At 72.0% G+C, this 23,748-nt stretch carries 20 protein-coding genes and 2 pseudogenes; 9 read left to right on the top strand and 13 right to left on the bottom strand.

The window, feature by feature from the left end:
• On the top strand, window positions 1-684 hold the full coding sequence (locus ACIG36_RS11430; RefSeq protein WP_399925526.1) for a response regulator: 684 nt from the start codon (window positions 1-3) through the stop codon (window positions 682-684).
• Between the two features lie 36 nt (window positions 685-720).
• On the opposite strand, the pseudogene ACIG36_RS11435 reads toward ACIG36_RS11430, so the two are convergent.
• The 4 genes and pseudogenes from ACIG36_RS11435 to ACIG36_RS11450 all read right to left on the bottom strand — a co-directional run.
• A pseudogene (locus ACIG36_RS11435) lies at window positions 721-1,380 on the bottom strand (phosphatase PAP2 family protein); the annotation flags it as partial.
• Window positions 1,381-1,478: 98 nt separating this feature from the next.
• A complete protein-coding gene (locus ACIG36_RS11440; RefSeq protein ID WP_399925528.1) occupies window positions 1,479-2,096 on the bottom strand; it encodes a hypothetical protein in 618 nt (205 codons plus the stop codon).
• Between the two features lie 137 nt (window positions 2,097-2,233).
• The gene (locus tag ACIG36_RS11445; protein ID WP_399925530.1) at window positions 2,234-4,267 is read right to left on the bottom strand and encodes an RICIN domain-containing protein; all 2,034 of its coding nucleotides are present in this window, start codon (window positions 4,265-4,267) and stop codon (window positions 2,234-2,236) included.
• A gap of 168 nt (window positions 4,268-4,435) precedes the next feature.
• Window positions 4,436-6,013 (bottom strand): sigma-70 family RNA polymerase sigma factor, encoded by a 1,578-nt coding sequence (locus ACIG36_RS11450; protein ID WP_399925532.1) that lies wholly within the window; start codon window positions 6,011-6,013, stop codon window positions 4,436-4,438.
• 264 nt (window positions 6,014-6,277) lie between these two features.
• Here ACIG36_RS11450 and ACIG36_RS11455 point away from each other — a divergent pair, with 264 nt between their 5' ends.
• On the top strand, window positions 6,278-7,873 hold the full coding sequence (locus ACIG36_RS11455; protein ID WP_399925534.1) for a GMC oxidoreductase: 1,596 nt from the start codon (window positions 6,278-6,280) through the stop codon (window positions 7,871-7,873).
• 37 nt (window positions 7,874-7,910) lie between these two features.
• On the opposite strand, the gene ACIG36_RS11460 is transcribed toward ACIG36_RS11455, so the two are convergent.
• The 3 genes and pseudogenes from ACIG36_RS11460 to ACIG36_RS11470 form a co-directional block, all read right to left on the bottom strand.
• Window positions 7,911-10,145 (bottom strand): HelD family protein, encoded by a 2,235-nt coding sequence (locus ACIG36_RS11460; protein ID WP_399925536.1) that lies wholly within the window; start codon window positions 10,143-10,145, stop codon window positions 7,911-7,913.
• 124 nt (window positions 10,146-10,269) lie between these two features.
• Complete coding sequence (locus ACIG36_RS11465) at window positions 10,270-11,313, bottom strand: enoyl-CoA hydratase/isomerase family protein (RefSeq protein ID WP_399925538.1); 1,044 nt, start codon at window positions 11,311-11,313, stop codon at window positions 10,270-10,272.
• Window positions 11,310-11,465: pseudogene (locus tag ACIG36_RS11470) on the bottom strand (acyl-CoA dehydrogenase family protein); the annotation flags it as partial. The pseudogene ACIG36_RS11470 and the gene ACIG36_RS11465, both read right to left, overlap by 4 nt.
• Window positions 11,466-11,629: 164 nt before the next feature.
• On the opposite strand from ACIG36_RS11470, the gene ACIG36_RS11475 reads away from it, so the two are divergent.
• Complete coding sequence (locus ACIG36_RS11475; protein ID WP_399925540.1) at window positions 11,630-12,721, top strand: alpha/beta hydrolase family protein; 1,092 nt, start codon at window positions 11,630-11,632, stop codon at window positions 12,719-12,721.
• Window positions 12,722-12,831: 110 nt separating this feature from the next.
• Here the strand turns inward: ACIG36_RS11475 and ACIG36_RS11480 are convergent, their stop codons facing one another.
• Window positions 12,832-14,322: an amino acid permease gene (locus ACIG36_RS11480; protein WP_399925542.1), complete on the bottom strand. Its 1,491-nt coding sequence runs from the start codon at window positions 14,320-14,322 to the stop codon at window positions 12,832-12,834.
• Window positions 14,323-14,758: 436 nt separating this feature from the next.
• Window positions 14,759-15,937, bottom strand: coding sequence for an Ig-like domain-containing protein (locus ACIG36_RS11485; RefSeq protein ID WP_399925544.1), 1,179 nt, complete (start codon window positions 15,935-15,937; stop codon window positions 14,759-14,761).
• A gap of 213 nt (window positions 15,938-16,150) precedes the next feature.
• Between ACIG36_RS11485 and ACIG36_RS11490 the strand changes: the two genes are divergently transcribed.
• Window positions 16,151-16,465 (top strand): DUF937 domain-containing protein, encoded by a 315-nt coding sequence (locus tag ACIG36_RS11490; protein ID WP_399925546.1) that lies wholly within the window; start codon window positions 16,151-16,153, stop codon window positions 16,463-16,465.
• A 79-nt stretch (window positions 16,466-16,544) separates the two neighbouring features.
• The gene (locus tag ACIG36_RS11495; protein WP_399925548.1) at window positions 16,545-17,129 is read left to right on the top strand and encodes a hypothetical protein; all 585 of its coding nucleotides are present in this window, start codon (window positions 16,545-16,547) and stop codon (window positions 17,127-17,129) included.
• A gap of 51 nt (window positions 17,130-17,180) precedes the next feature.
• Here the strand turns inward: ACIG36_RS11495 and ACIG36_RS11500 are convergent, their stop codons facing one another.
• Window positions 17,181-17,810 (bottom strand): hypothetical protein, encoded by a 630-nt coding sequence (locus tag ACIG36_RS11500; protein WP_399925550.1) that lies wholly within the window; start codon window positions 17,808-17,810, stop codon window positions 17,181-17,183.
• Window positions 17,811-17,971: 161 nt separating this feature from the next.
• Between ACIG36_RS11500 and ACIG36_RS11505 the strand changes: the two genes are divergently transcribed.
• Window positions 17,972-18,925, top strand: coding sequence for a hypothetical protein (locus tag ACIG36_RS11505; RefSeq protein WP_399925552.1), 954 nt, complete (start codon window positions 17,972-17,974; stop codon window positions 18,923-18,925).
• A gap of 155 nt (window positions 18,926-19,080) precedes the next feature.
• Window positions 19,081-19,923 (top strand): signal peptidase I, encoded by an 843-nt coding sequence (lepB, locus tag ACIG36_RS11510; RefSeq protein WP_399925553.1) that lies wholly within the window; start codon window positions 19,081-19,083, stop codon window positions 19,921-19,923.
• An 81-nt stretch (window positions 19,924-20,004) separates the two neighbouring features.
• Here lepB and ACIG36_RS11515 read toward each other — a convergent pair whose 3' ends face one another.
• Window positions 20,005-20,775, bottom strand: coding sequence for a lysophospholipid acyltransferase family protein (locus tag ACIG36_RS11515; RefSeq protein WP_399925555.1), 771 nt, complete (start codon window positions 20,773-20,775; stop codon window positions 20,005-20,007).
• Between the two features lie 222 nt (window positions 20,776-20,997).
• On the opposite strand from ACIG36_RS11515, the gene ACIG36_RS11520 reads away from it, so the two are divergent.
• A complete protein-coding gene (locus ACIG36_RS11520; protein ID WP_399925558.1) occupies window positions 20,998-21,231 on the top strand; it encodes a hypothetical protein in 234 nt (77 codons plus the stop codon).
• 232 nt (window positions 21,232-21,463) lie between these two features.
• Window positions 21,464-21,859, top strand: coding sequence for a rodlin (locus tag ACIG36_RS11525; RefSeq protein ID WP_399925560.1), 396 nt, complete (start codon window positions 21,464-21,466; stop codon window positions 21,857-21,859).
• A 72-nt stretch (window positions 21,860-21,931) separates the two neighbouring features.
• Here ACIG36_RS11525 and ACIG36_RS11530 read toward each other — a convergent pair whose 3' ends face one another.
• Window positions 21,932-22,729, bottom strand: a complete 798-nt coding sequence (locus ACIG36_RS11530; protein ID WP_399925562.1) for a VOC family protein — start codon at window positions 22,727-22,729, stop codon at window positions 21,932-21,934.
• Window positions 22,730-23,131: 402 nt separating this feature from the next.
• Window positions 23,132-23,413 (bottom strand): hypothetical protein, encoded by a 282-nt coding sequence (locus ACIG36_RS11535; RefSeq protein WP_399925564.1) that lies wholly within the window; start codon window positions 23,411-23,413, stop codon window positions 23,132-23,134.
• Window positions 23,414-23,748: the final 335 nt, after the last annotated feature.

The following is a 23,748-nucleotide window of genomic DNA, read 5'->3' on the forward strand; positions in this document are numbered from 1 at the left end:
ATGATCCGGGTCCTCATCGCCGACGACGAGCCGATGATCCGCGCCGGGGTGCGGGCCGTACTGGCCGCCGACGGCGGGCTGGAGGTGGTCGCGGAGGCCGGGGACGGGGACGAGGCCGTGGAACTGGCCCGCCGGCACCGGCCCGATGTGGCCGTGCTCGACATCCGGATGCCGCGCGTGAGCGGCATCGAGGCCGCGACGCGGATCCGCGAGGCGGCGCCCGGCACGGGCGTCGTGATGCTGACGACGTTCGGCGAGGACGACTACATCCTGCGGGCCCTGTCCGGCGGCGCCGCCGGCTTCCTGGTCAAGTCCGGGCCGCCCGAGGAACTGATCGCGGGAGTGCGCGCGGTGGCCGGGGGCGCCGCCTGGCTATCGCCCAAGGTCGCCGCCCGGGTGGTCGCCCATCTGGCGGCGACCGGCGCCGGTGGCGCCGCCGGCCGGCGCGCCACCGCCCGGGAACGCGTCGCCGCGCTCACCGCCCGCGAACGGGACGTCCTGGCCCACCTGGGCGCCGGGCTGTCGAACGGTCAGATCGCGCGGCGGCTGCATGTGGTGGAAGGGACGGTCAAGGCGCACGTCAGCTCCATCCTGGCCCGGCTGGGCGTGGACAACCGCGCCGCTGCCGCCGTCGTGGCCCATGAGGCGGGCATGACCGCCGCGCCGGGGCCATCCGGTCAGTGACACCAGCCGGACGGCGAGCCGCCGCAGGGTGAGCATCGCGGCCAGCGCCACGGCACTGCCGAGGACCGCGCCCGCCAGCACGTCGTGCGGGTAGTGCGCGCCGACGGCCACGCGCAGCAGCGCGGCGAGCGCGGCCACCGGCAGGGTCACGGCGGCGAGCCGCGGCCGCAGGACGGCCAGGCCGACCGCGAGGGCGGCGGCGAGGGTGGAGTGGTTGCTGGGGAAGGACCAGTCGCCGGGTTCGGGGCACTGCTTGACGGTGGTGACGCCCGACAGCGCACGGCAGGGGCGCTCCTCGTCCACCATCACCTTCAGGGCCTCGCTGGTCGCGTACGCGGCGACGGTGGCCGCGCCCGCCAGCAGGACGCCGGCGACGCCGGGCACGTCACGCCCGCGCAGGGCGGTCCAGCCCGTCCACACCAGCAGCAGGCCGAGCGCCACCAGCGTCCCCTCGGTGGCGAGCCCGAGCAGCGAGCCCAGCCAGGCGGGCGCGTCGGCGGCCGTTCCGGACAGCGAGCGGTAGGCGGACGCCGAGGGGCCGCCGGTGACCAGCGCCGCCCCGGATGCCCCCGTCCCGGCCGGTGCCAGCCACGCCAGCAGGGCGGCGGCGACCGCCAGCGCCCCCGCGGCCTTCAGCGGTCGCGGCGCCGGCCCGTGGGCGTGGCCTGCGCGTTGTCGTTCGGTAGTGCGTTTCATGCCGCCGAAGTTATGCGGCGGGGGCCGCCCGCACCCGACCCGAAGGGCAGGAGGCGACCCCTGACGATCGTCGGGGTTGCCGGGGACGGGCGGGCCTGCTACCTCGAGCGACGGGCCCGTCGCACGAGCAGCGCCGCGGTGACGGCGACGGCGAGGACGGCGGCCGCGGTGACGGCCATGGCGGCGGTGTCCTTGTCCGCGCCGCCGTCCGAGTCCTCCTCGGCCCGGGACGCGGACTTCGCCTCGGCGGAGCGCGGGGCGGGCGGAGCGGCGGACGGTGTGGAGGACGTGGACGCCGACGCGGACGGCGTGGCGGGCGCGGTGGCTCCGTCGGCGAGCGCGGGGACGTTCACGGTGGCCTCGCCGTGGCCGAGGTCGGGGAACCCGCAGTGCACGGTGATCTTCCAGGTGCCCGGGGTGAGTGCCTCCTTGGTGGTGTACGTGGCCTTGGCGCCCTCGACGGGGACCAGTTGCCAGGGGCCGCGGGTACGGCCGTTGGGGTCCTGGGCCGTCAGCGTGCCGGCGACCGGCTCGTCCACGGGATCGTTGTCGTTCTCCCAGGTCGCCACGGCTCGTACGTGCCCGTCGGGCCGGTCGCCGGTGACGGTGAAGGCGATGGTGTCGCCGTGCGCGGCGGCGGGGGCGGCCGTGCCCAGGACGAGCAGGGCGCCGAGCAGTCCGGCCGCCGGGGCGAGGGCTGTGGAACGGAGGGTCATCGGGTACTCCTGGCGGGGAACAGCGGGGAAAGCCGGGGTGGGGGAAGGGCCGGCGACCGCGTGTGGGGGTTGGTGGGGGTGGGTCGCGGTCGCCGGCCCGGTTCAGGGGATACGGGTTCGAGGGTGCTGTCGGACCGTCAGGAGACCTTGGTCAGCGTCCAGTTCTGGTAGCCCTGCTGGTTGCGCTGCTGGAGTTCGAGCAGCTTGCCCCCGTAGTACCAGCGCTGGCTGATGCCCAGCGCCAGGGAGGAGCCCTGCGGCTGCAGGACGTAGGAGCCCGAGCCGTTGGCGGTCGGCTTCCACTTCTGGGCGGCCGATCCGCCGCACGGCTGCTGGGCGATGTACTGCCCGGCCACCGCCCGGCCGTCGTTGCCCGGCTGCAGGCACTTGCCGGACTGGACCGACTTCACGCGGACGGTGCCGCCGCCCGCGTCCTCGAACGTCCACTGCTGGTTGGCGTAGCCGTGCCGCTGGTAGGCGATGGCGACCGTGCCGTTCGCGGTGGAGCCGCCCCACAGGTCGGCGGCCTGGCCCGTGAGGCTGTTGAGCAGCAGGAACTTGCCGCCGGGCTTGGTCGGGCCGTTGCCGGCGGGCAGGGTGCGGAAGGACGCGGTGCGTCCGGGCGCGGAGACCTTGCCGTTCGCGCCGCGCGCCGCGACGGCGACCTTGTAGGCGGTGTCGGGCGTGAGGCGGACGATCCGGATGGAGGTGTCCTTGACGTCGGCGTGCTTCTTGCCGTTGAGGAGCAGGTCGTAGCCGGTGGCGGAGGCGACCTTCGGCCAGCTGACGAGGGCCGAGTCGGGGGCGATCTGGGTGACCTGCGCGGCGGGGCCCGTGGCCGGGTCGGGGGTGGTGCTGCCGGTCGGGTCCGGCTTGGGGGTGGGGCTGGGGTTGGGGTCGGTGCTGCCGCCTCCCGCTATGAGGAAGCGGTTGTTGGCTATGTTCCAGTGCGTGGCCAGGTAGCTGCCGGGCCGCGGGTTGGTGTGGAAGTAGTCGTCGTGGCCGCAGTCCAGGCGCGCGTCGCTGGTGCGCTCGGGGCAGATGATCTGCATCTTGGGGTAGTGCGGCGCGTCCGAGTAGCACATGATGTCCCACTCGTCGACGCAGTGCGCGGCCTTGCTGGTGTGCGGGGCGCTGTTGTTGACCGCGCCGAGGTTGTGGCCCAGTTCGTGGGCGGGGGTGCTGCCGCCCCAGCAGCCGGAGTCCGTACGTCCGTAGGACGGGCCGAAGTTGCTGAGGTTGTCCGCGCCGGGGCGCTCGTCGCCGTTGAAGGTGCCGATGCCGCAGTAGACCTGGGCGTCGGCGAAGATCATGTACTTGCGGTCGCGGCGGTTGAAGCCCTTGGCGGCCAGCGCGTTGTTCATCGCGCCGAACTCGGCCATCGCGCCGTCGGTCACCTCGACGTTCAGCACGGACGCGGTGCAGTCGGCCTCGGTGACGTAGCGGACGTGGCGTTCGCCGCCGGTCTCCTTGGCGCTCGCGCTGTAGATCATGTCGGTCTCGGCCGCCCACTGCTTGAACGAGGCGGCGTACTGCCCGAACCGGTCGCGGCCGGGTCCGTGGACGTACAGCACCTGGACCCGGTTGCCGGTGGAACCGTCGCCCTCGCAGACGGTCTTCGAGCCGGAGCCGGCCTTGGGTGCGTCGGTGGCGGGGCCGGCGGCCGCGACGTCGCCGGTGCGGGCGTCGAGGGCGGGCGTCGCTCCGCGCAGGGCCTCGGCGGCCGCGGGCGCCTGCTTGCCGTCGCCGGTCAGGGCCGGGGGCTCGGACGTGCCCTGGGCCACCGGCTTGGTGTCCTTGGTGATGTCGACGCCCTTGGGCGGCGCGTCCGGGCCGTGGGTGCACAGGCGGGCGTCGGAGACGCGGTAGACGCCCACGCAGGGGTCGCCCTTGGGCGCCGGGTCGAGGCCCTTGTAGACCATGCCGCGGGCCTTGTCGGGCTTGGGCGTCTCGCTGAGCGGGGTGGGCGGGGCCTTGTGCACGGGCTGCGCGGCGACGGGGACGCCCTTGGCCTCGGGCTGCGGGGTGTCCGTGGTCGTCGCGGAACCGATGCCGATGACTCCGACGGCCAGGGCGGCGGCCGCGGCCGTCGCCGCCGCCGCGACGATCACCCGGCGCCGGGCCTTGCCCCGGCGGTGCCTGTGTCTGGTGCGGTCGTGCGTGGTGCGCATGGTGCAGTTCCCATTCGGTGGAGGGTCGTTACTGCGGGGGCCGTCCGGCCCCGGGAAACCGCCCGGCCCGCGCTCGGTGTGCGTGGGGGGTGGCCGGCCGGCGGCGTGCGGGGCACGCCGCGCCGGCCCGGCGGGCAGGCGGTGGCTCGAGGGGTGCGGTGGTCGCGGTCAGCGGGTGGCGAAGGCCTGGGTCCAGCGCGGTCCGCCGGAGTTGACGGCGACACCGACGCCTACGCCGAACTCGGTGCGCGAGCAGTCGAGTACGGCCTTGCGCTGGCCGGGGGTGTTCATCCACACGGTCACGACGGCGGCGGCGTCCGGCCGTCCCGTGAGCGTGTTGACCCCCGACAGGTGCCACCGCTGCCGGCCGGCGGCCCGGCCGGTGCCGAAGGCTCCCGGCGCGTCGGCGGAGTGGCGCAGTGCCGCGGCGCTCAGCTCGGCGTTGTGGCTCAGGGGGCAGCATCCGGCCCTGGCGCGCTCGGCGTTGACCAGGCGGACGACCTGCTGCTCGAGCCCTTCGCGCGGGCGGGGCGGGGGCGTGTGCCGCGGTGACGCGGTACGGGCAGGGGTGGTGGCAGGGGCCGGCGGGGTCGCGGGCGCGGTGGTGCGGGCGGTCGGCGTCACGGCTCGGCGGCCGGTGGCCGAGGAGCGGTCGGCGGCGACGTCGTCGGTGCGCGCGGGTGCCGGCGAGGAGGGCTCGGGGGTGGTGGCGAGCGGCAGGACGCGAACCTCTGCCGGAACGTTCCGGCTGGGGGCGGCGGCGTCCTGGGGCGCGGTCTGCTCCGGGGCGGAGGTGAGGTAGTCGCAGCCGCTGAGCACCCCGCCGGCGACGACGGCGAGGGCCGCGGCCGCCACGACGGGACGGGCGAGGGCGCGCCGGGGACCGTCAGCGGGGCCGTCCCCGGGCGCGTCCGGCTCTGTGGTGGGGGGCACGTCACAGGAGGTGGGGGCGGCGGGCAGCCGCCGGGTGACCCGGTCGAGGAGTTCCGCCGCGACGGGCACCAGGCCGAGGCCTGCCAGCAGCCCCTCGGCGGGAACCAGGGCGGTCCAGTGCCCGCTGCACCCGGCGCAGCCGCGCGCGTGCCGCGCGATGCGCTTGCGCCACAGCGGGGAGGGGACGCCGTCCCACAGACCCAGGACCGCCGCCAGTTCCCGGCAGCGCGGGGTGGTGGACAGGGCCCGTACGACGGCCCGTGCGGTCTCCAGCTGGATCTTGATGCGCTGGACGCGCACGGCGGTGTGCTGCGGGGAGAGTTCCAGGGCGGCGGCGACCTCGGCGCGGGTGAGTTCACCCGTGGTCTCGAGCCACCACAGGGACAGCACGGCCCGTTCCTCGTCGTCGAGCCAGCGCGTGGCCTCGGCGGCCTGTTTTCGCTGCCCTTCCAGGCTCAGCCGGACGATGGTCAGCCCCACGAAGTCGGCGTCGGGATCGTGGACGTCGCCGGCGTCCTGCAGCCCGGTGACGGGGGCGTCCTGACGCTCCGTGCGCCAGTGGCGGCGTATCTGGTTGACCGTGATCGCGACGAGCCATGACCGGAAGCGGGAGGGGTCGCGCAGTTTGCCGAGGCCGCCGACCATCCTGATCATCGTCTCCTGCACGACGTCGTCGACGTCCGCGTGCCCGTTCAGGGCGCGTCCGACGATGTTGTAGACCAACGGCAGGCACGCCGCCACGAGCTCTTCCCGCGCCTCCGCCTGCCCTGCCTGCGCCGCTTCGACCATGTCGGCCACGTTCGTTCCGGTCACGCTCCGCCCACCTCGTTCCTGCCACGCCACCTTGGCGTCCCGGCGTATGGGAGACCCGGTGCGGAGAGGCGGATAACAAAAAGGCGGCGATTCGATCGACTTTTTGTTCAGGAGGTGTGGCTCACCCGGCTTCTGACGGGGCGTAGTGGGTCTGTCACGGTGACCGCCGAAAGCGTGACGCGGCCCCATATCGGCTCCGACGGCCGTTTCGTCGGCTGTATCGTGCGGATCCGGCTATTTCACCCATCGGGTAATGGGGGGACATTGCCTTTCTCACGACGCCTGTCACGACGCCGGTTCGCCGGCCTCGGTGCGGGTGGCGCGCTGGCCGCCCTCACCGCCGCGACGCTGGGCTCCCCGGGGTCGCGGGCCTTCGCCGCCTCCGCCGCGCGCAAGCACTTCAAGGCCGTCGTCATCGGTTCGGGCTTCGGCGGTTCCGTCGCCGCGCTGCGGCTGGGCGAGGCCGGCGTCGACACCCTGGTCCTCGAGCGCGGCAGGCAGTGGGCGACGAGCCCGACCGAGGCCGTCTTCGCTTCCCAGGAGCGCATCGACGGCCGCATGTTCTGGTTCCGCAGGTTCGCCTCCTGGCCGGCCGTGCCGCCCGTTCCGGTGCGCCCCCAGCCGGGCGTCATGGAGCTCTCCCACCAGAAGCACCTCGACATCGCCTGCGGGGCGGCCGTCGGCGGCGGATCGGTCGTCTACACCGGGGTCACCCTCCCCCCGCCGCGCCCCTACTTCACATCCCTCTACCCCCGGGGCCTGCGGTACGACGAGTTCGCCATGCGCTGGTTCCCCCGGGCCGCGGCCGCGCTCGGGGCGAGCACCATGCCGAAGGACGTCTACGCGTCGGCACCCTTCACCCACTCCCGGCTGTGGGACCGTCATATGAACCGGGCCGGGTACGCCCCCGTCCCCGCCCCCTCGGCGTTCGACTGGGACGTGCTGCGCGCCGAGCTGCGCGGCGCGGTCCGCCCCTCGGCCATCGCCGGGGAGACGGACTTCGGCTGCTCCAACGGGGCCAAGAAGTCCCTGGACCGCACCTATCTGCCGCGCGCCCTGGCCACCGGGCACGTCCAGCTGCGCCCGCTGCACGAGGTCCGCTCCGTCTGGCGGGGGCGCCGGGGCAGCGGTTACGCGCTCGAGGTGCGGCGCATGGACGCCTCCGGCAGAACCGTGGACGTCGACGAGTACACCTGCGACCTGCTGTTCGTCTGCGCGGGCACCCTGAACACCAACCGCCTGCTGGTCGCGGCGCGCGAGCGCGGGGAGCTGCCCGACCTGCCCGCCGCCGTCGGCACCGGATTCGGCGGCAACGGCGACCAGGCCAGCCTGCGCACCAGCCTCACGGACCGCCCCGGACCCTCGCAGGGCGCCCCCTGCGCCTCCACGTACTTCTTCCACCGGCGCTACGCCCAGCCCCTGCGGGCCGAGAACTGGCAGCTGCTGGGCGCCCGCGGCCTGCCGGTCCTGGCCACCTTCATCGTGACCGTCGACCACGACCACCGGGGCACGTTCGTCCTCGACCGCCGCACCGGCTCGGTCGTCCTGTCGGGCTGGGGGCCGGAGCACCAGCGGGCGTCGGCGCGGGCGAGCCGGGAGCACAACGCGGAGATCCTGGCGGCCAACCCCGGCCTGTTGTCCGTCGCCCTCGACTATCCCTTCCCGTTCACCGGCCACCCGCTCGGCGGCTGCGCGGTGGGCCGCTGCACCGATCTCGAGGGGCGGGTGCGCGGCCACCGCGGCCTGTACGTCCTCGACGGCTCGCTGATCCCCGGCAACGTGGGCGGCGCCAATCCCTCTCTGACCATCACCGCCCTTGCCGAGCGCGCCCTCTCGCACATTGTCGCCGCCGGCGGCTGACGTACGACCGGCACCCCGCGCCCGCCCCCCGGGTGTCTCAGGCGGCGGGCAGGGCCTCGAGCCCGGCGGGCAGCGCCCCGGTGTGTATCACGCCCAGCCGCTGGGTCGCGCGGGTCAGGGCGACATAGAGGTCGCTGACCCCGAGTTCCGCCGGTTCCACCACGATGACCGCGTCGAACTCCAGGCCCTTGGCCTGCCGGGGGTCGAGCAGGACGACCGGGCTGGTCAGGTCGGGCGCGCGGCCCGCGGAGGCGGCCGGAAGGGCGGCGGACAGGGCCTCGTGGTGGCGGCGCTCGGCGATGACCGCCAGCCTGCCCTCCGCACGGGTCTCGCGTGCCACGGCCTCGGCCACGGCGCGCGGCAGGTCGTCGGCGCGGTGGGCCCAGGGCCGCACGCCCGTGGAGCGGATCGACGACGGCGGCCGGAACGAGGCGTCGGCGGACCGGGCGACCTCCGCCGCCACCTCCATGATCTCCATCGGTGTGCGGTAGTTGACGCCGAGCCGCACATGCTCCCAGCGGTCGCCGACGTAGGGGGTCAGCGCGGTCTCCCACGATCCGCAGCCGCCCGGTTCGGCGGTCTGTGCCGGGTCGCCGACGAGGGTCATCGAGCGGGTGGGACAGCGGCGCATCAGCAGCCGCCACATCATCGGGGACAGCTCCTGCGCCTCGTCGACGATGACGTGGCCGAACGCCCAGGTCCGGTCGGCGGCGGCGCGCTCGGCGGCGCTGCGGTGGTCGGCCTCCTCGTGACGCTCGGCGAGCCGTTCGGCGTCGACGAGGTCGTGCGCGGCCAGCACCTCGGAGTCCTCGTCCTCGAGGTCCTCGAACTCCTGGGTGCGCGAGCCGTAGGAGAGGTCGAGGACGCCCTGCGCGTAGGCGATGCGCTCCTGGCGTTCGGCCTCGGCGGCGGCGCGGGCCGCCGAGTCGTCCTCGCCGAGGAGTTCGGCGGCCTCGTCGAGCAGCGCCACGTCGGCCGGGGTCCAGTCGCCGCCGGTGCGGCGGATGGCGTCCGCGTCGGCGTCCGGGAGGTGGACGGGGTCGGCGAGGAAGTCGGCGACCAAGCGCTGCGGCGTGAGGACGGGCCACAGCTCCTCGATGGCGGCGTGCACCTCGCGGCTGGCCGCGACCGCCTTGCCGAGCTGGGCGATGTCGTCGGGGCCGAGGAAGTTGGGGCCTCCGTACGGGTCCGCGCCCAGCCGGTCGGCCAGTTGTGCGGTGAGGGCGTCGATGACGCGGAAGGCGAAGTAGGGGCGGGCGAGGTTGTGCGGCAACCGGGTCTCGCGCGCGTGGCGGCGGGCCTCTTCCACGAGTTCGGCGTGCAGCAGCAGTTCGCCGTCCTCGTGGTGGACGACGGTGGCCGGTTCGGGCAGGGTCTGGCGGTCGCGCACGAAGCGGGCCAGGGCGGCGGCCATGGCGGAGCCGCCCTTGACCTCGGCGGCCCTGGGGGTGTCGGTTCCGGTCGCCCGTACGCCGGGGAGGAGTTCGCCGGGCGTGGCGAGCAGGACGCCCGTCTCGCCGAGCGAGGGCAGCACCTCGGCGATGTAGCCGAGGAACGCCGGGTTGGGCCCGACGATCAGCACGGCGCGCCGGGCGAGCTGTTCGCGGTGTGCGTAGAGCAGGTAGGCGGCGCGGTGCAGGGCGACGACGGTCTTGCCGGTACCGGGGCCGCCCTCGACGACGAGGACGCCGTGGTGCGGGGCGCGGATGATGCGGTCCTGTTCGGCCTGGATGGTCTGCACGATGTCGTGCATCCGGCCGGTGCGCGCCGAGTCCAGGGCGGCGAGGAGGACGGCGTCGGCGTCGGTTCCCTCGTGTCCGGTGCGTTCGGTGTCGGTGAGGTCCAGGATCTCGTCGTGCAGGGCGGTGACCCGCCGGCTCTCGGTGGTGATGTGGCGCCTGCGGCGCAGCCCCATGGGGGTGTGTCCGGTGGCGAGGTAGAACGGGCGCGCCACGTCGGCCCGCCAGTCGACGACGAGCGGGGTGCGCTCGGCGTCGTCGCGCCGGATGCCGATGCGGCCGATGTGGTGGTCGCGGCCGTCGCGGAAGGCCAGCCTGCCGAAGCACAGGCCGCGCTCGCCGGCGTCGAAGGCGGCCAGCAGCCCGGACTGCTCGGCGACCACGACGTCGCGTTCGAGCCGGGCCTGGTGGGTGTTGCCGGCGGGCGACAGGGCGGTGCGCACCGCGGCTTCGGCTCCGGACCGCAGCTCGGCGAGGCGGCCGTACAGCAGGTCGAGGAATTCCTGCTCGTGCCGCGTTTCCTCGTTTGACAATTCGACTCCCGCCCGGATATGATGACTTCACAAAGCTTCCCCATGCCCTGATTCGGTCAAGGCATGGAAACCCCCAATATACGCAGGGAAATACCCCGGTCGTCAATGCGGCCGGGGTATTTCTTTATGGGCGCAGGGACAACTCCCGTTCGCCGAGCGGGGCGAAGAAGCGGGCCACGTCCTCGTCGGTGACCTCGGCGAGGGTGGCGGGCGACCAGCGCGGGGTGCGGTCCTTGTCGACGACCTGGGCGCGGATGCCCTCCACCAGGTCCGCGGTGGCCAGGGCCGCGCAGGAGACGCGGTACTCCTGTTCCAGCACGCGCTCCAGCGGACCGAGGTCGCGGGCGCGGCGCAGCGCGGCGAGCGTGACCTTCACGGCGGTGGGGGACTTCGCCAGGATCGTCTCCGCGGCCTCCTTCGCGGCGGGAACGCCCGTCTCGAGGAGGCGGTCCACGATGTCCTCGACGGTTTCGGCGGCGTAGCAGTGGTCGATCCACTCGCGGTGTCCGGCGAGTTCGCCGTCCGGTGCCGGCCGGACGTGGCCGGGCAGGACGTCGGCGGCCGCCTCGTGCGCGAGGCCGGCGAGGAGGGCCGGCAGCAAGCCGGACGGTACGTAGTGGTCGGCGAGCCCGCACAGCAGGGCGTCACCGGCCCCGACCGCGGCGCCGGTGAGGGCGAGGTGGGTGCCGAGCCCGCCGGGTGCGAGGGCGAGCAGGTAGGTGCCGCCGACGTCGGGTACGAAGCCGATGCCGGTCTCGGGCATGGCGACCTTGGAGCGTTCGGTGACGATCCGTACGCTGCCATGGGCCGAGACGCCGACACCGCCGCCCATCACGATGCCGTCCATGACGGCCACGTAGGGCTTGGGGTAGCGGGCGATGCGGGCGTTGAGCCGGTATTCGTCGCGCCAGAAGTCCGCCGAGGCCGCTCCCCCGCCCGAGCTCGCGTCGGCGTGGATGGAGCGTATGTCGCCGCCCGCGCACAGCCCGCGCTCGCCCGCGCCGGTGATGACGACGGTCTCGACGGCGGGGTCCGCCTCCCAGTCGGTGAGCGCCCGGTCGATGCGGCGGACCATGGTGTGGTCGAGTGCGTTGATGGCCCTGGGCCGGTTGAGGGTGAGGCGGCCGGCGCGCCCCTCGGTGTGTACGAGGACGGAGTCGTCGGTCATCGCACGGCCCCCTTTCCGGCCGGCCCACGGGCCACGATCAGGCGCATGATCTCGTTGGTTCCTTCCAGGATCCGATGGATCCGCAGGTCGCGGACGATCTTCTCGCTACCGTATGCGCTCAGGTGGCCGTGGTCGCCGTGCAGTTGAAGGGCCGGGCGCGACGGAGCGCGGTGGGCCGGCAATCCACCGCCGGGCCGACGGCCTGCACCGGCGGGAGTAGTGGAATGATCACTTCTCGCTCTTGAGTCGGATGCCCGGCCCGGCACGGCTGTCTAGCGTGTTGATCATGTTGAGGAAGACGTCCCGGCGGTCGTTCATGGCCGCTGCACTCCTGGCGGCCCTCGCCGCTCCCCAGATCCCCTCCGCCGCCGCGGCCGCACCCCGTCCCGCCGCTCCCGCCGAGGTGCCCGCGCCCACGACGAACACCCCGGTCGGCACCAGAACCCTGCACCTGGTCGACGGCTCACGCCCCGACCCGTGGAAGCCGGCCGCGGGCCACCGCGAGCTGATGGTCTCCCTGTGGTACCCGGCGGCGGTGCGCCACGGGAAGCCGGCGCCCTATGCCTCGAAGGAGCTGTCCAGGAAGATCACCGGCAAGGAGGACCTCGCCGGCGTCCGCACCCACGCGATCGTCAACGCCCTGCCCGCCCCCAAGGCCCGCCCCCTGGTCGTGCTGTCCCCGGGCTTCGGCCTGAGCCGCACCTCGCTCACCGCGCTCGGCGAGGACCTGGCGGCCCGCGGGTACGCCGTGGCCGCGGTCGACCACACCTACGAAGCCCCCGTGGAGTTCCCCGGCGGGCGCGTCGAGGACTGCCTGATCTGCGACAAGCCGAACGTGGGCGACGTCATCGGCAACCGGGCCAAGGACATCGGCTTCGTCCTCGACCGGCTGACGGCCCCCGGCAGCGGCCTGTCCGTCGACCGGCGCCGCATCGGCGTGGCCGGGCACTCCATCGGCGGCGCGAGCGCGGTGCGGGTGCTGCGCGAGGACCCGCGCGTGACCGCCGCGATCAACATGGACGGCAACTTCTTCGCCGAGCCGCCCGCCGAGGGCCTGGGGCGCCCGGTCATGCTGCTCGGCGCCCAGCGCCAGAGGTCCCCGGAGAACCGGGCCGACTGGGACCGCACCTGGCAGCGGCTGACCGGCTGGAAGCGCTGGCTCGACGTCGCCGACGGCGGGCATCTGAGCTTCACCGACTACCCCTGGGTCGTGGAGCGGTTCGGCATGCCCGACCGGATTCCGCCGGAGGCGGTCCCGGGGGCGTTCGGCACCCTGAAGGCGGACCGGGCGACCGCGCTCACCCGTGACTACGCCGCCGCCTTCTTCGACCGCCACCTGCGCGGCAGGTCCGGCGCGCTGCTCGACAGCCCCTCGGCGGCCTACCCGGAGGTCACCTTCCTCGGCTGACGGCGGGTGACGGCGGCACCGCGCGCGTAAACGCCGGAGGCGCCCACCGCGGTCGTGAACCGCGGTGGGCGCCTCCGTCAGGGCCCGGGGCCGATCAGTCGATATGGGGGTTACGACTGCTCGGTGGCCCCGGCCTTCTGCAGCTCGGCCTCGGCCTGGGTACGGGCGACCTTGCCCCGGACCATGAACCAGCCGCCGACGAGCATCGCCACGATGATCGGCAGGCACAGCACCGTGGTGCGGCCGGCGCCGGGCTCGGCGGCCATCAGACCCAGCACACCGGCCAGGAAGACCAGCGTGACGATCTGGGTGTAGGGCGCCCAGGGCAGCTTGTAGCCGGGGCGGGTGACCCGGCCGTCCTGGGAGCGGCGCCAGAACAGCAGGGAGCAGACCATGATCATGCCCCAGGTGCCGATGATGCCGATCGCGGCGAAGTTCAGCACGATCTCGAAGGCGTCCGCCGGGACGACGAAGTTCAGACCGACACCCAGCACACAGAAGAACGCGGTGAGCAGGATGCCGCCGTAGGGCACCTGGCCCTTGTTCATCAGGCCGGTGAACTTCGGCGCGGAGCCGGACATGGCCATCGAGCGGAGGATGCGGCCGGTGGAGTACAGGCCGGAGTTCAGGCTGGAGAGCGCCGCGGTGAGGACCACGAGGTTCATCACGCCGGCCGCGTACGGCACGCCGATCTTCGACAGGACCGTGACGAACGGGCTCTCGCCGGCGACGTACTCGCTGAACGGCAGCAGCAGCGCGAGCAGGACGACCGAGCCGACGTAGAACAGGCCGACACGCCACATGATCGAGTTGATCGCCTTCGGCATGATCTTCTCGGGGTTCTTGGTCTCACCCGCGGCCACACCGCACAGCTCGACGGAGGCGTAGGCGAAGACGACACCCTGGATGACCAGCAGCATCGGCATGACACCCATCGGGAAGACGCCACCGTTGTCGGTGATGTTCGCCAGGCCCGGGGTGCTGGAGCCGACCTCGTGCTGGCTGGCCAGCAGGAAGATACCGACGACCATGAAGAGGGTGATGGCGGCGACCTTGATGATCGCGAACCAGAACTCCATCTCACCGAAGTACTTCACCGAGATCAGGTTCACGGTGAGCACGACCGCGAGGGCGATCAGGGCGAGCACCCACTGCGGGATGTCGCTGAACATTCCCCAGTAGTGGGTGTAGGTGGCCACGGCCGTGATGTCGGCGATGCCGGTGGTGGCCCAGTTCAGGAAGTAGAGCCAGCCCGCCGTGAAGGCGCCCTTCTCACCCATGAACTCACGGGCGTAGGAGACGAACGCTCCGGAGGAGGGGCGGTAGAGAACCAGCTCGCCCAGCGCACGGACGACGAAGAAGGCGAAGAGCCCGCAGACCGCGTACGCGATGAACAGGGAGGGGCCGGCGTTGTGGAGACGGCCACCGGCACCGAGGAAGAGCCCGGTGCCGATCGCCCCGCCGATCGCGATCATGTTGACGTGGCGGGACTTGAGGTCCTTGCTGTAGCCCGCGTCACCGGCGTCGACGTGGGTGGACGTCGAGGCCGGGGCGGCGCCGCCGGGCTGGGTGTCGGCCGCAGTGAGGGTGCGGTCACTCATATATGTCTTCGCCTTCACTGGAGGGGGGAACAGCATGCTCGGGACCCGGCTGGCGAAGCCGAATCCCGAGGGTTGTTCGGAAGGTGCGGACCGGTGCCCATCGGCTATCGGACACGTGGCCCGATCCAGTCCATGAGGTGAATGGTGTGAGGCGCGCCTGTATGCCGTCAAGGCTTTACGGAGAGTTGACTTTATTAATTGCATACGCTAGCCGGGCGCAGAGCCCGGAAACTGGCGCCAAAGGAATCCTGTGTAACGAAAAGGCAACCGGCCGCTCTATGTGGCGACCGTAACAGCAGGAATTACCCTAAGTAATGCCACGCTGACCCTGAGGGGTGAATGTCGAGGCCACCTATTTTTGGAAACAAAAATCCGCAGGAGAGCCGGAACTCTCCTGCGGAGGGGCGCGGTAAGGGGCGCCGAGGGATTTGGCCTGTCACTTCAGCGCGGTGCGCTTCTGCCACTGCTCCCAGGTCTCCTGCCAGACCTCGAGACCGTTGCCGACATCGGTCTGCTTGGTGCTGGTGGTGTTCTTGACCTCGACGGTGGCGCCGATCTGCAGGAAGTCGTAGACCTTCTTGGCGTCGGCGGTGGTCATGCCGAAGCAGCCGTGGCTGTTGTTCTCCACGCCGATCGACTTGTTCCAGGGCGCGGAGTGCAGGAAGGTGCCCGAGGCGGTCAGGTGGGTGACCCACTTGGAGTCGAGCATCCACTCGTTGCCGTGGCCGATGGTGGACGAGTCCATGACCTCGTCCGCGTTCTTGCTGCGGACCGTGTGGATGCCGCCGCGGGTGGGGTCGACCGGGGAACCGGCGGAGCCCTTGATGTCACCGACCGGCTTGCCGTTCTCGTACATCGTCAGGGTGTGCGAGGGCACGTCGATCACGGCCTTGTGGTCGGCGCCTATGGTGAAGCCGAAGGTGTAGTTCTTGGCGAACCAGCCGCCCTCGCCGGAGTCGATGCCGGAGAGGTTCCCCTTCACCGAGACCTTGGTCCCCGACGGCCAGTAGGTCCTGGGCCGCCAGTCGATGCGGTCCTGCCCCGACCAGTCCTTCACCCAGCCCCAGGCACCCTCCACCTTCGGCTCGCTGGTGACCGTCAGGGCCTTCTCTATCTCCGCGCGCTTGCCCTTGTCGATGGGATGGTCGAAGAGGATCGAGACCGGCATGCCCGTACCGACGGTCTGCCCGTTGCTCGGGGCGTTGGTGAGCTTGTTGACGCTCGGGGCCTGCTGGGTGGTGAAGGTGGTGGTCGCCGAGGACTCCTTGCCCTTGCCGTCCTTGCCGCCCTTCGCGGTGGTGCGCACGGTGTAGGTGGTCCGGGGGCCGACCTTGCTGTCCGAGGTCCAGGACGCCCCGTCGTCGGCCAGCCTGCCCTCGACCTTCTGCCCCTTGTCGTCCTTGACCTCCACCCCGGTCAGACGCCCGCCGTCGGCCTTGACCGATATCGGCGAGCCGAGCTTGACGTCCTTGCCGCCCCCCGGCGTGACGGTGACGCGCGCCTCGGCCTTGGAGTCGGCGTCCGAACCCGAGCCCCCGGAACACGCGGAGAGCACCAGGGAACCCATGAGGGCGGATGCCAGCAGGACGGTACGACGGCCCGTTGCGACGTGCACGTGAGTCGACCTTTCTTACAGCAGCGACAGATACGACGCGGCGGGCCACAGCCTTGCCGCCACTGGCGCGACGGCACCCCCCACCACACTTCTAGAGATGATCGACAAGCTTGTACGGTTGCACGAAGAAAGAAACATTTGTTCAGTCCCGATCACCGTCCGACCTCGCTACGTTGCGTACCTGGACGGTCCCGCGAGCGTAATCTCGGGCCCATGGGAGATGACGCGCTGCGCAACGACGTCCTCGAGGAGCTGGGCGAGGACCGCATCCAGGAACTCGCCGGAGAGCTCGGCACCGACTCCGACGGAGCCAGACGGGTCGTCGCGGCCACCGTCTCCGCCCTTCCCGAGGGATTCGGCGACCGGCGCGGCGGCGAGCTGATGTCCTCGGTGCTCGCCGAGATCTCCGGCCCGGTGTCCGACTCCGTCGCGAAGGAGACCGGCCTGCCCGCCCCGGCCGTCGGCCGGGCCCTCGAGCTGCTGCTCCCCGTGATCGTCACGACTGTCGCCAAGCGCCGGAAGGCCTGAGTCCGCGGGCCGGCTCCCGTCCGGGCCCGCGGCGCACCCCGCGTGATCCCCCGTCACGAGTGCGGCGGATCATGGCGGGGTGAACAGCACCACCGCAGGTCGCAAGGTATGGATATGGGCGGCCGTCCGCGCGTCGACGGCCGGGATGGTCGTGGAGCTGGCCTTCGCCTCGGCCGCCCTGTTCCTCTGGGGGCTGGCGCACCCCGGCCCCGAGGGCGACAGCGGCGCGCTCGCCGTCTTCTTCCTGCCCGTCTGGCTGGTGATCGCGACCGCGGTGTCCCTGCTCCTCACGCTGACGCTCGTCATGCCCACCGCCTCGCTCGCGTTCCGGGCGGGCAGACGCTTCGGCGGTGACGACGCCTGGTGGTGGGTGCCGGCCGCGGCGGGGGCGGTGTCGGCGGCGGTGGTGACCGCGGTGGGCCTGTGCGCCGGACTGCTCGGCGGGCACGTGGGGGCGCCCCCGGTCTACGCCTGGTGGTGGCTGGCGATCGCCGTGCTCGTCGCCCCCGCCGGGCTGCTGGCCCGGCTGTCCGCCCACCGCGCGGCCCAGGGGCGGCCGGCGGGGCTGGTCCGTACCGTGCTGCTCAACGGCTGCGGCGGCGTCGTGGCGTTCTTCGTGGTGGTCCTCGTCGTGGCGATCGTGGCGGAGTCCGCCGTCGGGTGACGGCGGACTCCGGCCGGGCGGTCGCGGCGCGACGGACGCGCGTCACGAGGGTCAGTAGAGCTTGTCGACGGCCGTGTGGGTGGTCTTCCTGAAGTCGCTCACCTGTGCGTGCTCGAACGTCCCCATCTGCGCCCAGTGCACGACGGTGACGGTCCTGCCGTCCCGGCCGACCGAGAACAGGTGGACGTCGTTGCCCGTCCAGGCGTGGGTGGTGCGCACCCCGTGGACGCGGGCGCCTTCCTCCACGTCCACCGTGCCGTAGTTCCGCCACTCGGCGGTGGTGTCCGGATCCTGCTGTTCCACCCGTGCCGCGCAGGTCCTGACGGCCTGGTTCAGCAGCTCCGCGAGGGTCTTCGCTCTCGCCTCGTCGCGCTCGACCACGGTGATCTGCCGGGCGTTGGTGTCGAACTCCGTCCAGTACTGGCGGTAACGCGAGGTGGCGCCCGGCAGGGTCTCCCCCACACAGAACGGCAGCGGGTCCGGCACCCCGCTCGTCACCGGCCCTGCGTACCAGGCCGACGCCGGGTGCGGCGGCAGCTGCGCGGGCTCCAGGAAGGCGGGCACGGCGCCCCCGGCGGCGAGTGCCGGGGTTCCGGTCAGGGCGATGGCCGCCGTCGCGACGGCGGTGAGGGCGGTTGCTGCGGCGCGGCGCGCGGGCGCGCGTCCGGTCCGGTCGGTCATGGGGATCCCCCGCTGGTGATGGCGAAAGCCGGTACGACGAGTACAGCTTCCGACGACCGCGCCGCCCGGGACAATGGGTCGAACCGCCGATATCCGTTCGACACCGAGCACGGCATGACGGCTGATTGCCACCCGGTGCGAACGCGGCAACGATATGCGCCATGGCGAGCACGGAGAGAATCGATCCCGGGCGGGCCCGGGACACGGGGGAGTTCGTCGCGCTCATGCGGAAACTCAAGGAGCGCTCCAATCTGACGTTACGCCAGCTCGAACAGCGCGCGGCCGAGCGGGGTGAGGTACTGGCGCGCAGCACGCTCTCCGATGCCCTCGCGCGGGAGGCCCTCCCGCGCCCGGAAGTGCTCACCGCGTTCGTGCGCACCTGCGGGGAGGGCGAGCGGCTGGGGGCGTGGCTCGAGGCCCGGGACCGGATCGCGGCGGCCGAGCCCGCTGACGCCGTTCCCGTTGACCGGCGCCCGGAGCCTGAGCCTGAGCCGGGCCCGGAAGCAGAGGCGGAGGCGGAGGCGGAGGACGGGCCGGAGGAGGCCTCGGACGCGCAGGAGCCTGCGCCGAAGGCGGCGGCCCGGCGGGCCCGGCTGTTGCCGGTCTCGGCGGTGACGGTGCTGCTGGCACTGGCCGCCGTGGGCTACTGGCTGCTGAGCGGGGCGCGCCACCCGTCCTCCGGAGCCGCGCACTCCGATCCGTCCCGGCCGCCCGCGGCCTCGGCCGCCTCCGCCACCTCCGCGGCCGGGACCGCGAAAGGACGCGGCCCCGTCTTCAGCCTGTTCGAGGGCAGGAGCACCAACGGCACGACGCTCGCGAGCGTGGGGTACCGCTACTGGGACACCGGCGACGGCTGGTACGGCATCGAGTACGTCGTGCCGTACTCCAGGGACGACCGCGACGCCTACGGCGACGGCTGGGGCGGCCGGCTGCGAATGCACTACGAGGACCGGTACGGCGCTCACACGATCGATCTGACGGACAATCCGGACGGCGAGCAGGACGCGGGCAAGGACAACATCCGCTACGGCCTGAAGAACGCCTGGTTCGAGGTGTGCAACTCGGACGGGCGTGAGCTGCGCGCCTGCGAACGCCTGCGGAAGGCGCGCAGCTAGGGCGTGTCCGGGACCGGCGACCCGCTGATCATGAGCAGGTCGGCATCGGCGACAATTGGCGAGGCACTGACGGCCCGGAACTCCCGATCGTTGTGTAAGTGGTGGGCCCGCGCCATGGTCGGCAGGCGGGCCGCAGCACGGACTGAGGAGTACAAGTGGGGAATCCAGCGCAGACCGACGATCCCGTCGACGCGGGCGGCGACGCCCGGGACGACGGCGACCGGCCGGGCGGCAGGCGGGGCGGGCGGCGGACGGAGAGGAAGCAACGTTCCTTCTGGAAGGAGTTGCCGTTCCTCATCGGGATCGCCCTCGTGCTGGCGCTGCTCATCAAGACCTTTCTGATGCAGGCGTTCTCCATCCCGTCGAACTCGATGCAGAACACGCTGCAGATAGGCGATCGTGTCCTGGTCGACAAGCTGACGCCGTGGTTCGGCTCCAAGCCCGAGCGCGGCGAGGTCGTGGTCTTCCGCGACCCGGACCACTGGCTGCGCGGGGTGCCGACGAGCGAGCCCAACGCCGTGCAGAAGGCCCTCGGCTTCGTCGGTCTGATGCCGTCCTCCGACGAGGAGAACCTGATCAAGCGGGTGATCGGGGTGGCGGGCGACACGGTCGAGTGCTCGGGCACGGGACCGGTGAAGGTCAACGGCAAGGAGCTCGTCGAGCCGTACGTCTTCGCCGGGAACACCCCGTGCAGCGACGACAAGGGTGGCCAGTTCAAGGTCACCGTGCCCGAGGGCAAGCTCTGGGTGATGGGCGACCACCGCCAGGACTCGGCGGACTCCCGCTACCACCAGGAGGACAGGAACCAGGGCTTCGTGCCCGTCGGCAAGGTCGTGGGCCGGGCGTTCGTCATCGCCTGGCCGATCACCCGCTGGGACACCCTGCCGGTCGCCGACACCTTCGACCAGCCGGGCATCAACGCGGCCGCGGACGTCGCACCGGGGGCCCTGGCCTTCACGGCGGCCCTGCCGGTGATGCTCCGGCGCCGCCGGCGCTGAGATGCGACGGCGCTGACGGCGCCGCCTCTCCCGGGCGCCCCCCGGGAGTGGCGGACCGTGCGTCGGTGAGGTGACCCGATGTCAGGCCGCCGCCGGCCGGTTGGTGCTCTCGTGGCCACCGTGACCGCCGTGCCGGACCAGGTCACGGTCGGCGGGCCCCGCGGCCGGGGGCGCCAGGCGCAGGGCCGCCTTGGCCTCGGCCGCGTAGGTGTCGACGTACTCCTGTTCCGAGAGCTTCAGGATCGCGTACATGATCTCGTCCGTGACCGCTCGCAGCACCGCGCGGTGGTCCTCCATCCCGGCGTAGCGGGAGAAGTCCAGCGGCTCACCGAACCGGATGGTGATCGGCACGAGACGGGGCAGCAGACGTCCCGTCGGCTGCGCCTCGAACGTCCCGATCATGGCGCAGGGGATCACCGGTGCCCCCGACTTCAGGGCCATGGCCGCCACGCCGACCTTGCCCTTGTACAGCCGCCCGTCGTGCGAGCGCGTGCCCTCGGGGTAGATGCCGAGCAGCTCGCCCCGCTCCAGCACCCCCAGCGCGGTGTCGACCGCCGCCTGCGCCGCCTCCTTGCCCGAACGGTCCACCGGAATTCCGCCGATGCCGCGGAAGAACGCGGCGATCAGCCGGCCCTTGAGTCCCTTTCCGGTGAAGTACTCCATCTTGGCGAGGAAGGTGATCCGGCGTTTGACCATCACCGGCATCATGAAGTGGTCCGAGAACGACAGGTGGTTCCCCGCGATGATGGCCGCACCGGATTGCGGCAGGTACCCCATGCCTTCGACCTTCGGCCTGAAGACCCACCTCAACAGCGGTATCAGAACCACGTTCTTGAAGAAGTGATAGAACATTCCGGCATGCCCCTTGTCCGAGCGACCTGACCCCCGCGCCGAGGCACGCTAGCCAAAGAGCGGGATCATGAGGAGAGCGTCTTTTCGGCCGCGGCAACGGGATCCGGCTCCACCCGGCGCGGCGACACCAACCAGGCCGCATGGCGCAAACACCCGCGCAACGGCTCCTGCGGCGGCACGCTGGGTGCGTAGCGAAAGATCCGCACACCACTGGAGGCAGAGATGGCCGGATTCCTCGACCGCGCCAAAGAGCAGGCCCAGAACGCCCTCAACCAGGGAAAACAGAAGGTCGACGAGGTGCAGCAGCAACGAGCAGGCAATGAATTGCTGAAGCGTCTCGGCGCCGCCTACTACGCCGAGCAGCGCGGGACGGGGACCGGGCAGGCGACCCAGGACGCGCTCAACGCCCTGGAAGCGCACATCGCGGTGCACGGCGACGGGTTTCTGCGCGGGTGATCCGCGGCACCCGGTGAGTCACGGCGCCGGCCGGGTGTCCCCCGGCCGGCGACCGCACCGCACTGCACCGCACCAAAAGGCTGATATTTAGGCCGATTTAAGTGCGTGGCGATAGAAATCAGATCATGCATCAGGGGCGAATGAGTGAGCGTTCGAAACCTCGGGAGGCGGCCGGAGTTACCCAGGTGACTGCCCTTCCCCGGGTTGCCCTCACTGATCGAAGGACACAGACGTGCTCAAGAAAGCTCTCGCAACGGCCGTTCTGACGGCCTCCGCGGTCGGACTCGTCGGCGGCCCCGCCATGGCGAACCCCGGCGACAGGCGGGACACCCTCAACGGCAACGGCTCGGAGAGCGAGTACGGCAAGACGGAGACCGGGGGCAAGGAGAGCCCCCAGATCAGCGCGGTCCAGGGCTCGCTCAACAAGCTGTGCATCGGCGTCGGCAAGCTCGGCGTCCAGTCGCTGCTCGCGCTGATCAACGTCGGCGTCCAGGACGTTCCGGTCCTCACCTCTCAGCAGCAACAGCAGTGCACCGAGAACTCCACCATCGCCGACGGCGACGACCCGCTGTCGCACCTGCTGGAAGAAATCCCGATCATCTCGGGCAACGGATCCGCCAACGGCTGAGCCGGTACCGGCCACCCGCCACTGCGGGCGGGTGGCCGGCCCGCTTCCCACCGGGACCGCTTCCCACCGGGACTACGACTCCGTCGTCATCCGCGGCATCTCGCCCTTCGTCGACCCCGTGTCGATCACGGCGAAGGCCGCACCCTGCGGGTCGCTCAGCGCCGCGAACCGCCCGAACGGACTGTCCATCGGACCGAAGTGCAGCCGGCCCCCGCGCTCGGTGGCCTTCGCCACCGCCGCGTCGCAGTCGCCCACCGCGAAGAACACATTGATGTACGGCGGCACTTCGGGCGGGAAGTCGTCGGTCATCCGCATCCGCCCCAGGACCGACCGGCCGCCCAGGTCGAAGAGCTTGAAGTCGACCGCGTCGTCCTCCAGGCGCCGCACGGTGAAGGGGAACACGGCCGGGAAGAAGGCGTCCGCCTCCGCGGGCGCGCGCGTGAAGACCTCGGCCCAGCAGTACGACCCCGGTGTGTCGCGCTTCTCGAACCCCTCGTGCCGGCCCGGCTGCCAGACGCCGAACACCACTCCGCCGGGATCCCGCGCGACCATCAGGGAGCCGAACTCGCCCACCCGCATCGGCTCCACCAGGACCTCGCCGTCGTTGTCGCTGATCTTCCGGGCGGTCTCGGCGATGTCGGGCGAGGCGAAGTACAGGCACCAGGCCGACCGGTTGGGCTGGCCGGGCATCTGGGGGTAGACGGCGGCCACCGCCTTGCCGTCGGAGTAGGCCTGCGTGTAGTCGCCGTATTCCGCGTCGCTCTCGCCGAAGGTCCAGCCCAGCACGCCACCGTAGAAGTCCTTCGCGCCCTCGAGGTCGGCGAACATCGCGTCGGCCCAGCACGGCATGCCCTCCGGTGGTGCGGCCATCACGGCGGCCCCTTCCCGTTCGGTGGATGATCCGGCCTCACGCTAACCGGACAACCGCCGATCCCCGCGTACACACGACCGAAGCACCGATTCCCCTTGCCCCGTACGGGCGACACGGGGCTTGTCCGGAAGGGCGCGGGGGCAGGCACTGATATGTCAAAACCGATGACCGGATAAGAGGTACTTCATGCGCCGTACCGCCGTCATGACCCTCGGGACCGCCGCCGTACTCGGTTTGCTGGGCGGTCCGGCCGCCCCTGCGGACAGGGCCGGCTGTGCGCCCGGCATCCCGGCCGCCCGGACGCCGAGGGGCGATTCGGCCGACCGGTCCTTCGCCCCCGCCGCGGAGGCGAAGGACCGGCGCCTTGGGGCGTAGCTCCGGACGGCCCCGGCCGGGCCCCGCTAGCGGCCGTCCTCGCCGCGGATGAGGGTGCGCACCATCCGGCAGGTGATGTCGGAGGGCCGGTGCACCCCGATCTCGGCCGCGACGGTCCGTATCCTGCGGTTGCTGGCCGTCCTCGGGCGGTAGACGCCGGAGTGGAGCAGCGCGATGGCCAGGCGCATGGCCTTCAGCCGGCGGTTGTGCGACTCGTACCAATCGCGCGGGCGCCCGGCGGGCAGCCGCTTCTTCGGCAGGGTCGCAAGGCTCGGCAGCTCGGTAAGGGACGTTGCGGCTACAGCCATCGGCATCCTCCTGACGTGGTCGTGCGCTCTTTCTCAACTCCCTCCATTTTACGGCGGGGCACTGACAATCGACCTGGTCAGAGCGCGTCCCGGCCAAGCGGGAAGCCGCCCTTCGGCGCACCTCGTCCGGTGCGTTTCCCGGCGCGGTGACCGGCGCGTGTTCGGCACGGTGCGGAAGTGACGGCGTAGCAGGCCCGGGGTGCCGGGGTGCGGCGTACGGGTGAGGACGGGCGCGGACGGGCGTGCCGCCCGCGGCCTCGCCCGTCGGCGCCCGTATACCCGGGACACGACCCCCGACGTGGACGGAACGGTGAAGGAACATGGTGGTGCGGTGG

This window comes from Streptomyces sp. NPDC053048 (assembly GCF_044547045.1).
In the GTDB taxonomy this organism is placed as follows: Bacteria; Actinomycetota; Actinomycetes; order Streptomycetales; family Streptomycetaceae; genus Streptomyces.

Excerpts from the sequence above, each read along its gene's own strand:
- ACIG36_RS11430 (WP_399925526.1), top strand. The coding sequence starts at position 1 with ATGATCCGGGTCCTCATCGCCGACGACGAGCCGATGATCCGCGCCGGG.
- ACIG36_RS11515 (WP_399925555.1), bottom strand. The coding sequence starts at position 20,775 with ATGTTCTATCACTTCTTCAAGAACGTGGTTCTGATACCGCTGTTGAGG.
- ACIG36_RS11445 (WP_399925530.1), bottom strand. The coding sequence starts at position 4,267 with ATGCGCACCACGCACGACCGCACCAGACACAGGCACCGCCGGGGCAAG.
- ACIG36_RS11530 (WP_399925562.1), bottom strand. The coding sequence starts at position 22,729 with ATGGCCGCACCACCGGAGGGCATGCCGTGCTGGGCCGACGCGATGTTC.
- ACIG36_RS11465 (WP_399925538.1), bottom strand. The coding sequence starts at position 11,313 with ATGACCGACGACTCCGTCCTCGTACACACCGAGGGGCGCGCCGGCCGC.
- ACIG36_RS11500 (WP_399925550.1), bottom strand. The coding sequence starts at position 17,810 with ATGACCGACCGGACCGGACGCGCGCCCGCGCGCCGCGCCGCAGCAACC.
- ACIG36_RS11520 (WP_399925558.1), top strand. The coding sequence starts at position 20,998 with ATGGCCGGATTCCTCGACCGCGCCAAAGAGCAGGCCCAGAACGCCCTC.
- ACIG36_RS11505 (WP_399925552.1), top strand. The coding sequence starts at position 17,972 with ATGGCGAGCACGGAGAGAATCGATCCCGGGCGGGCCCGGGACACGGGG.
- ACIG36_RS11535 (WP_399925564.1), bottom strand. The coding sequence starts at position 23,413 with ATGGCTGTAGCCGCAACGTCCCTTACCGAGCTGCCGAGCCTTGCGACC.
- ACIG36_RS11480 (WP_399925542.1), bottom strand. The coding sequence starts at position 14,322 with ATGAGTGACCGCACCCTCACTGCGGCCGACACCCAGCCCGGCGGCGCC.
- ACIG36_RS11440 (WP_399925528.1), bottom strand. The coding sequence starts at position 2,096 with ATGACCCTCCGTTCCACAGCCCTCGCCCCGGCGGCCGGACTGCTCGGC.
- ACIG36_RS11475 (WP_399925540.1), top strand. The coding sequence starts at position 11,630 with ATGGCCGCTGCACTCCTGGCGGCCCTCGCCGCTCCCCAGATCCCCTCC.
- ACIG36_RS11490 (WP_399925546.1), top strand. The coding sequence starts at position 16,151 with ATGGGAGATGACGCGCTGCGCAACGACGTCCTCGAGGAGCTGGGCGAG.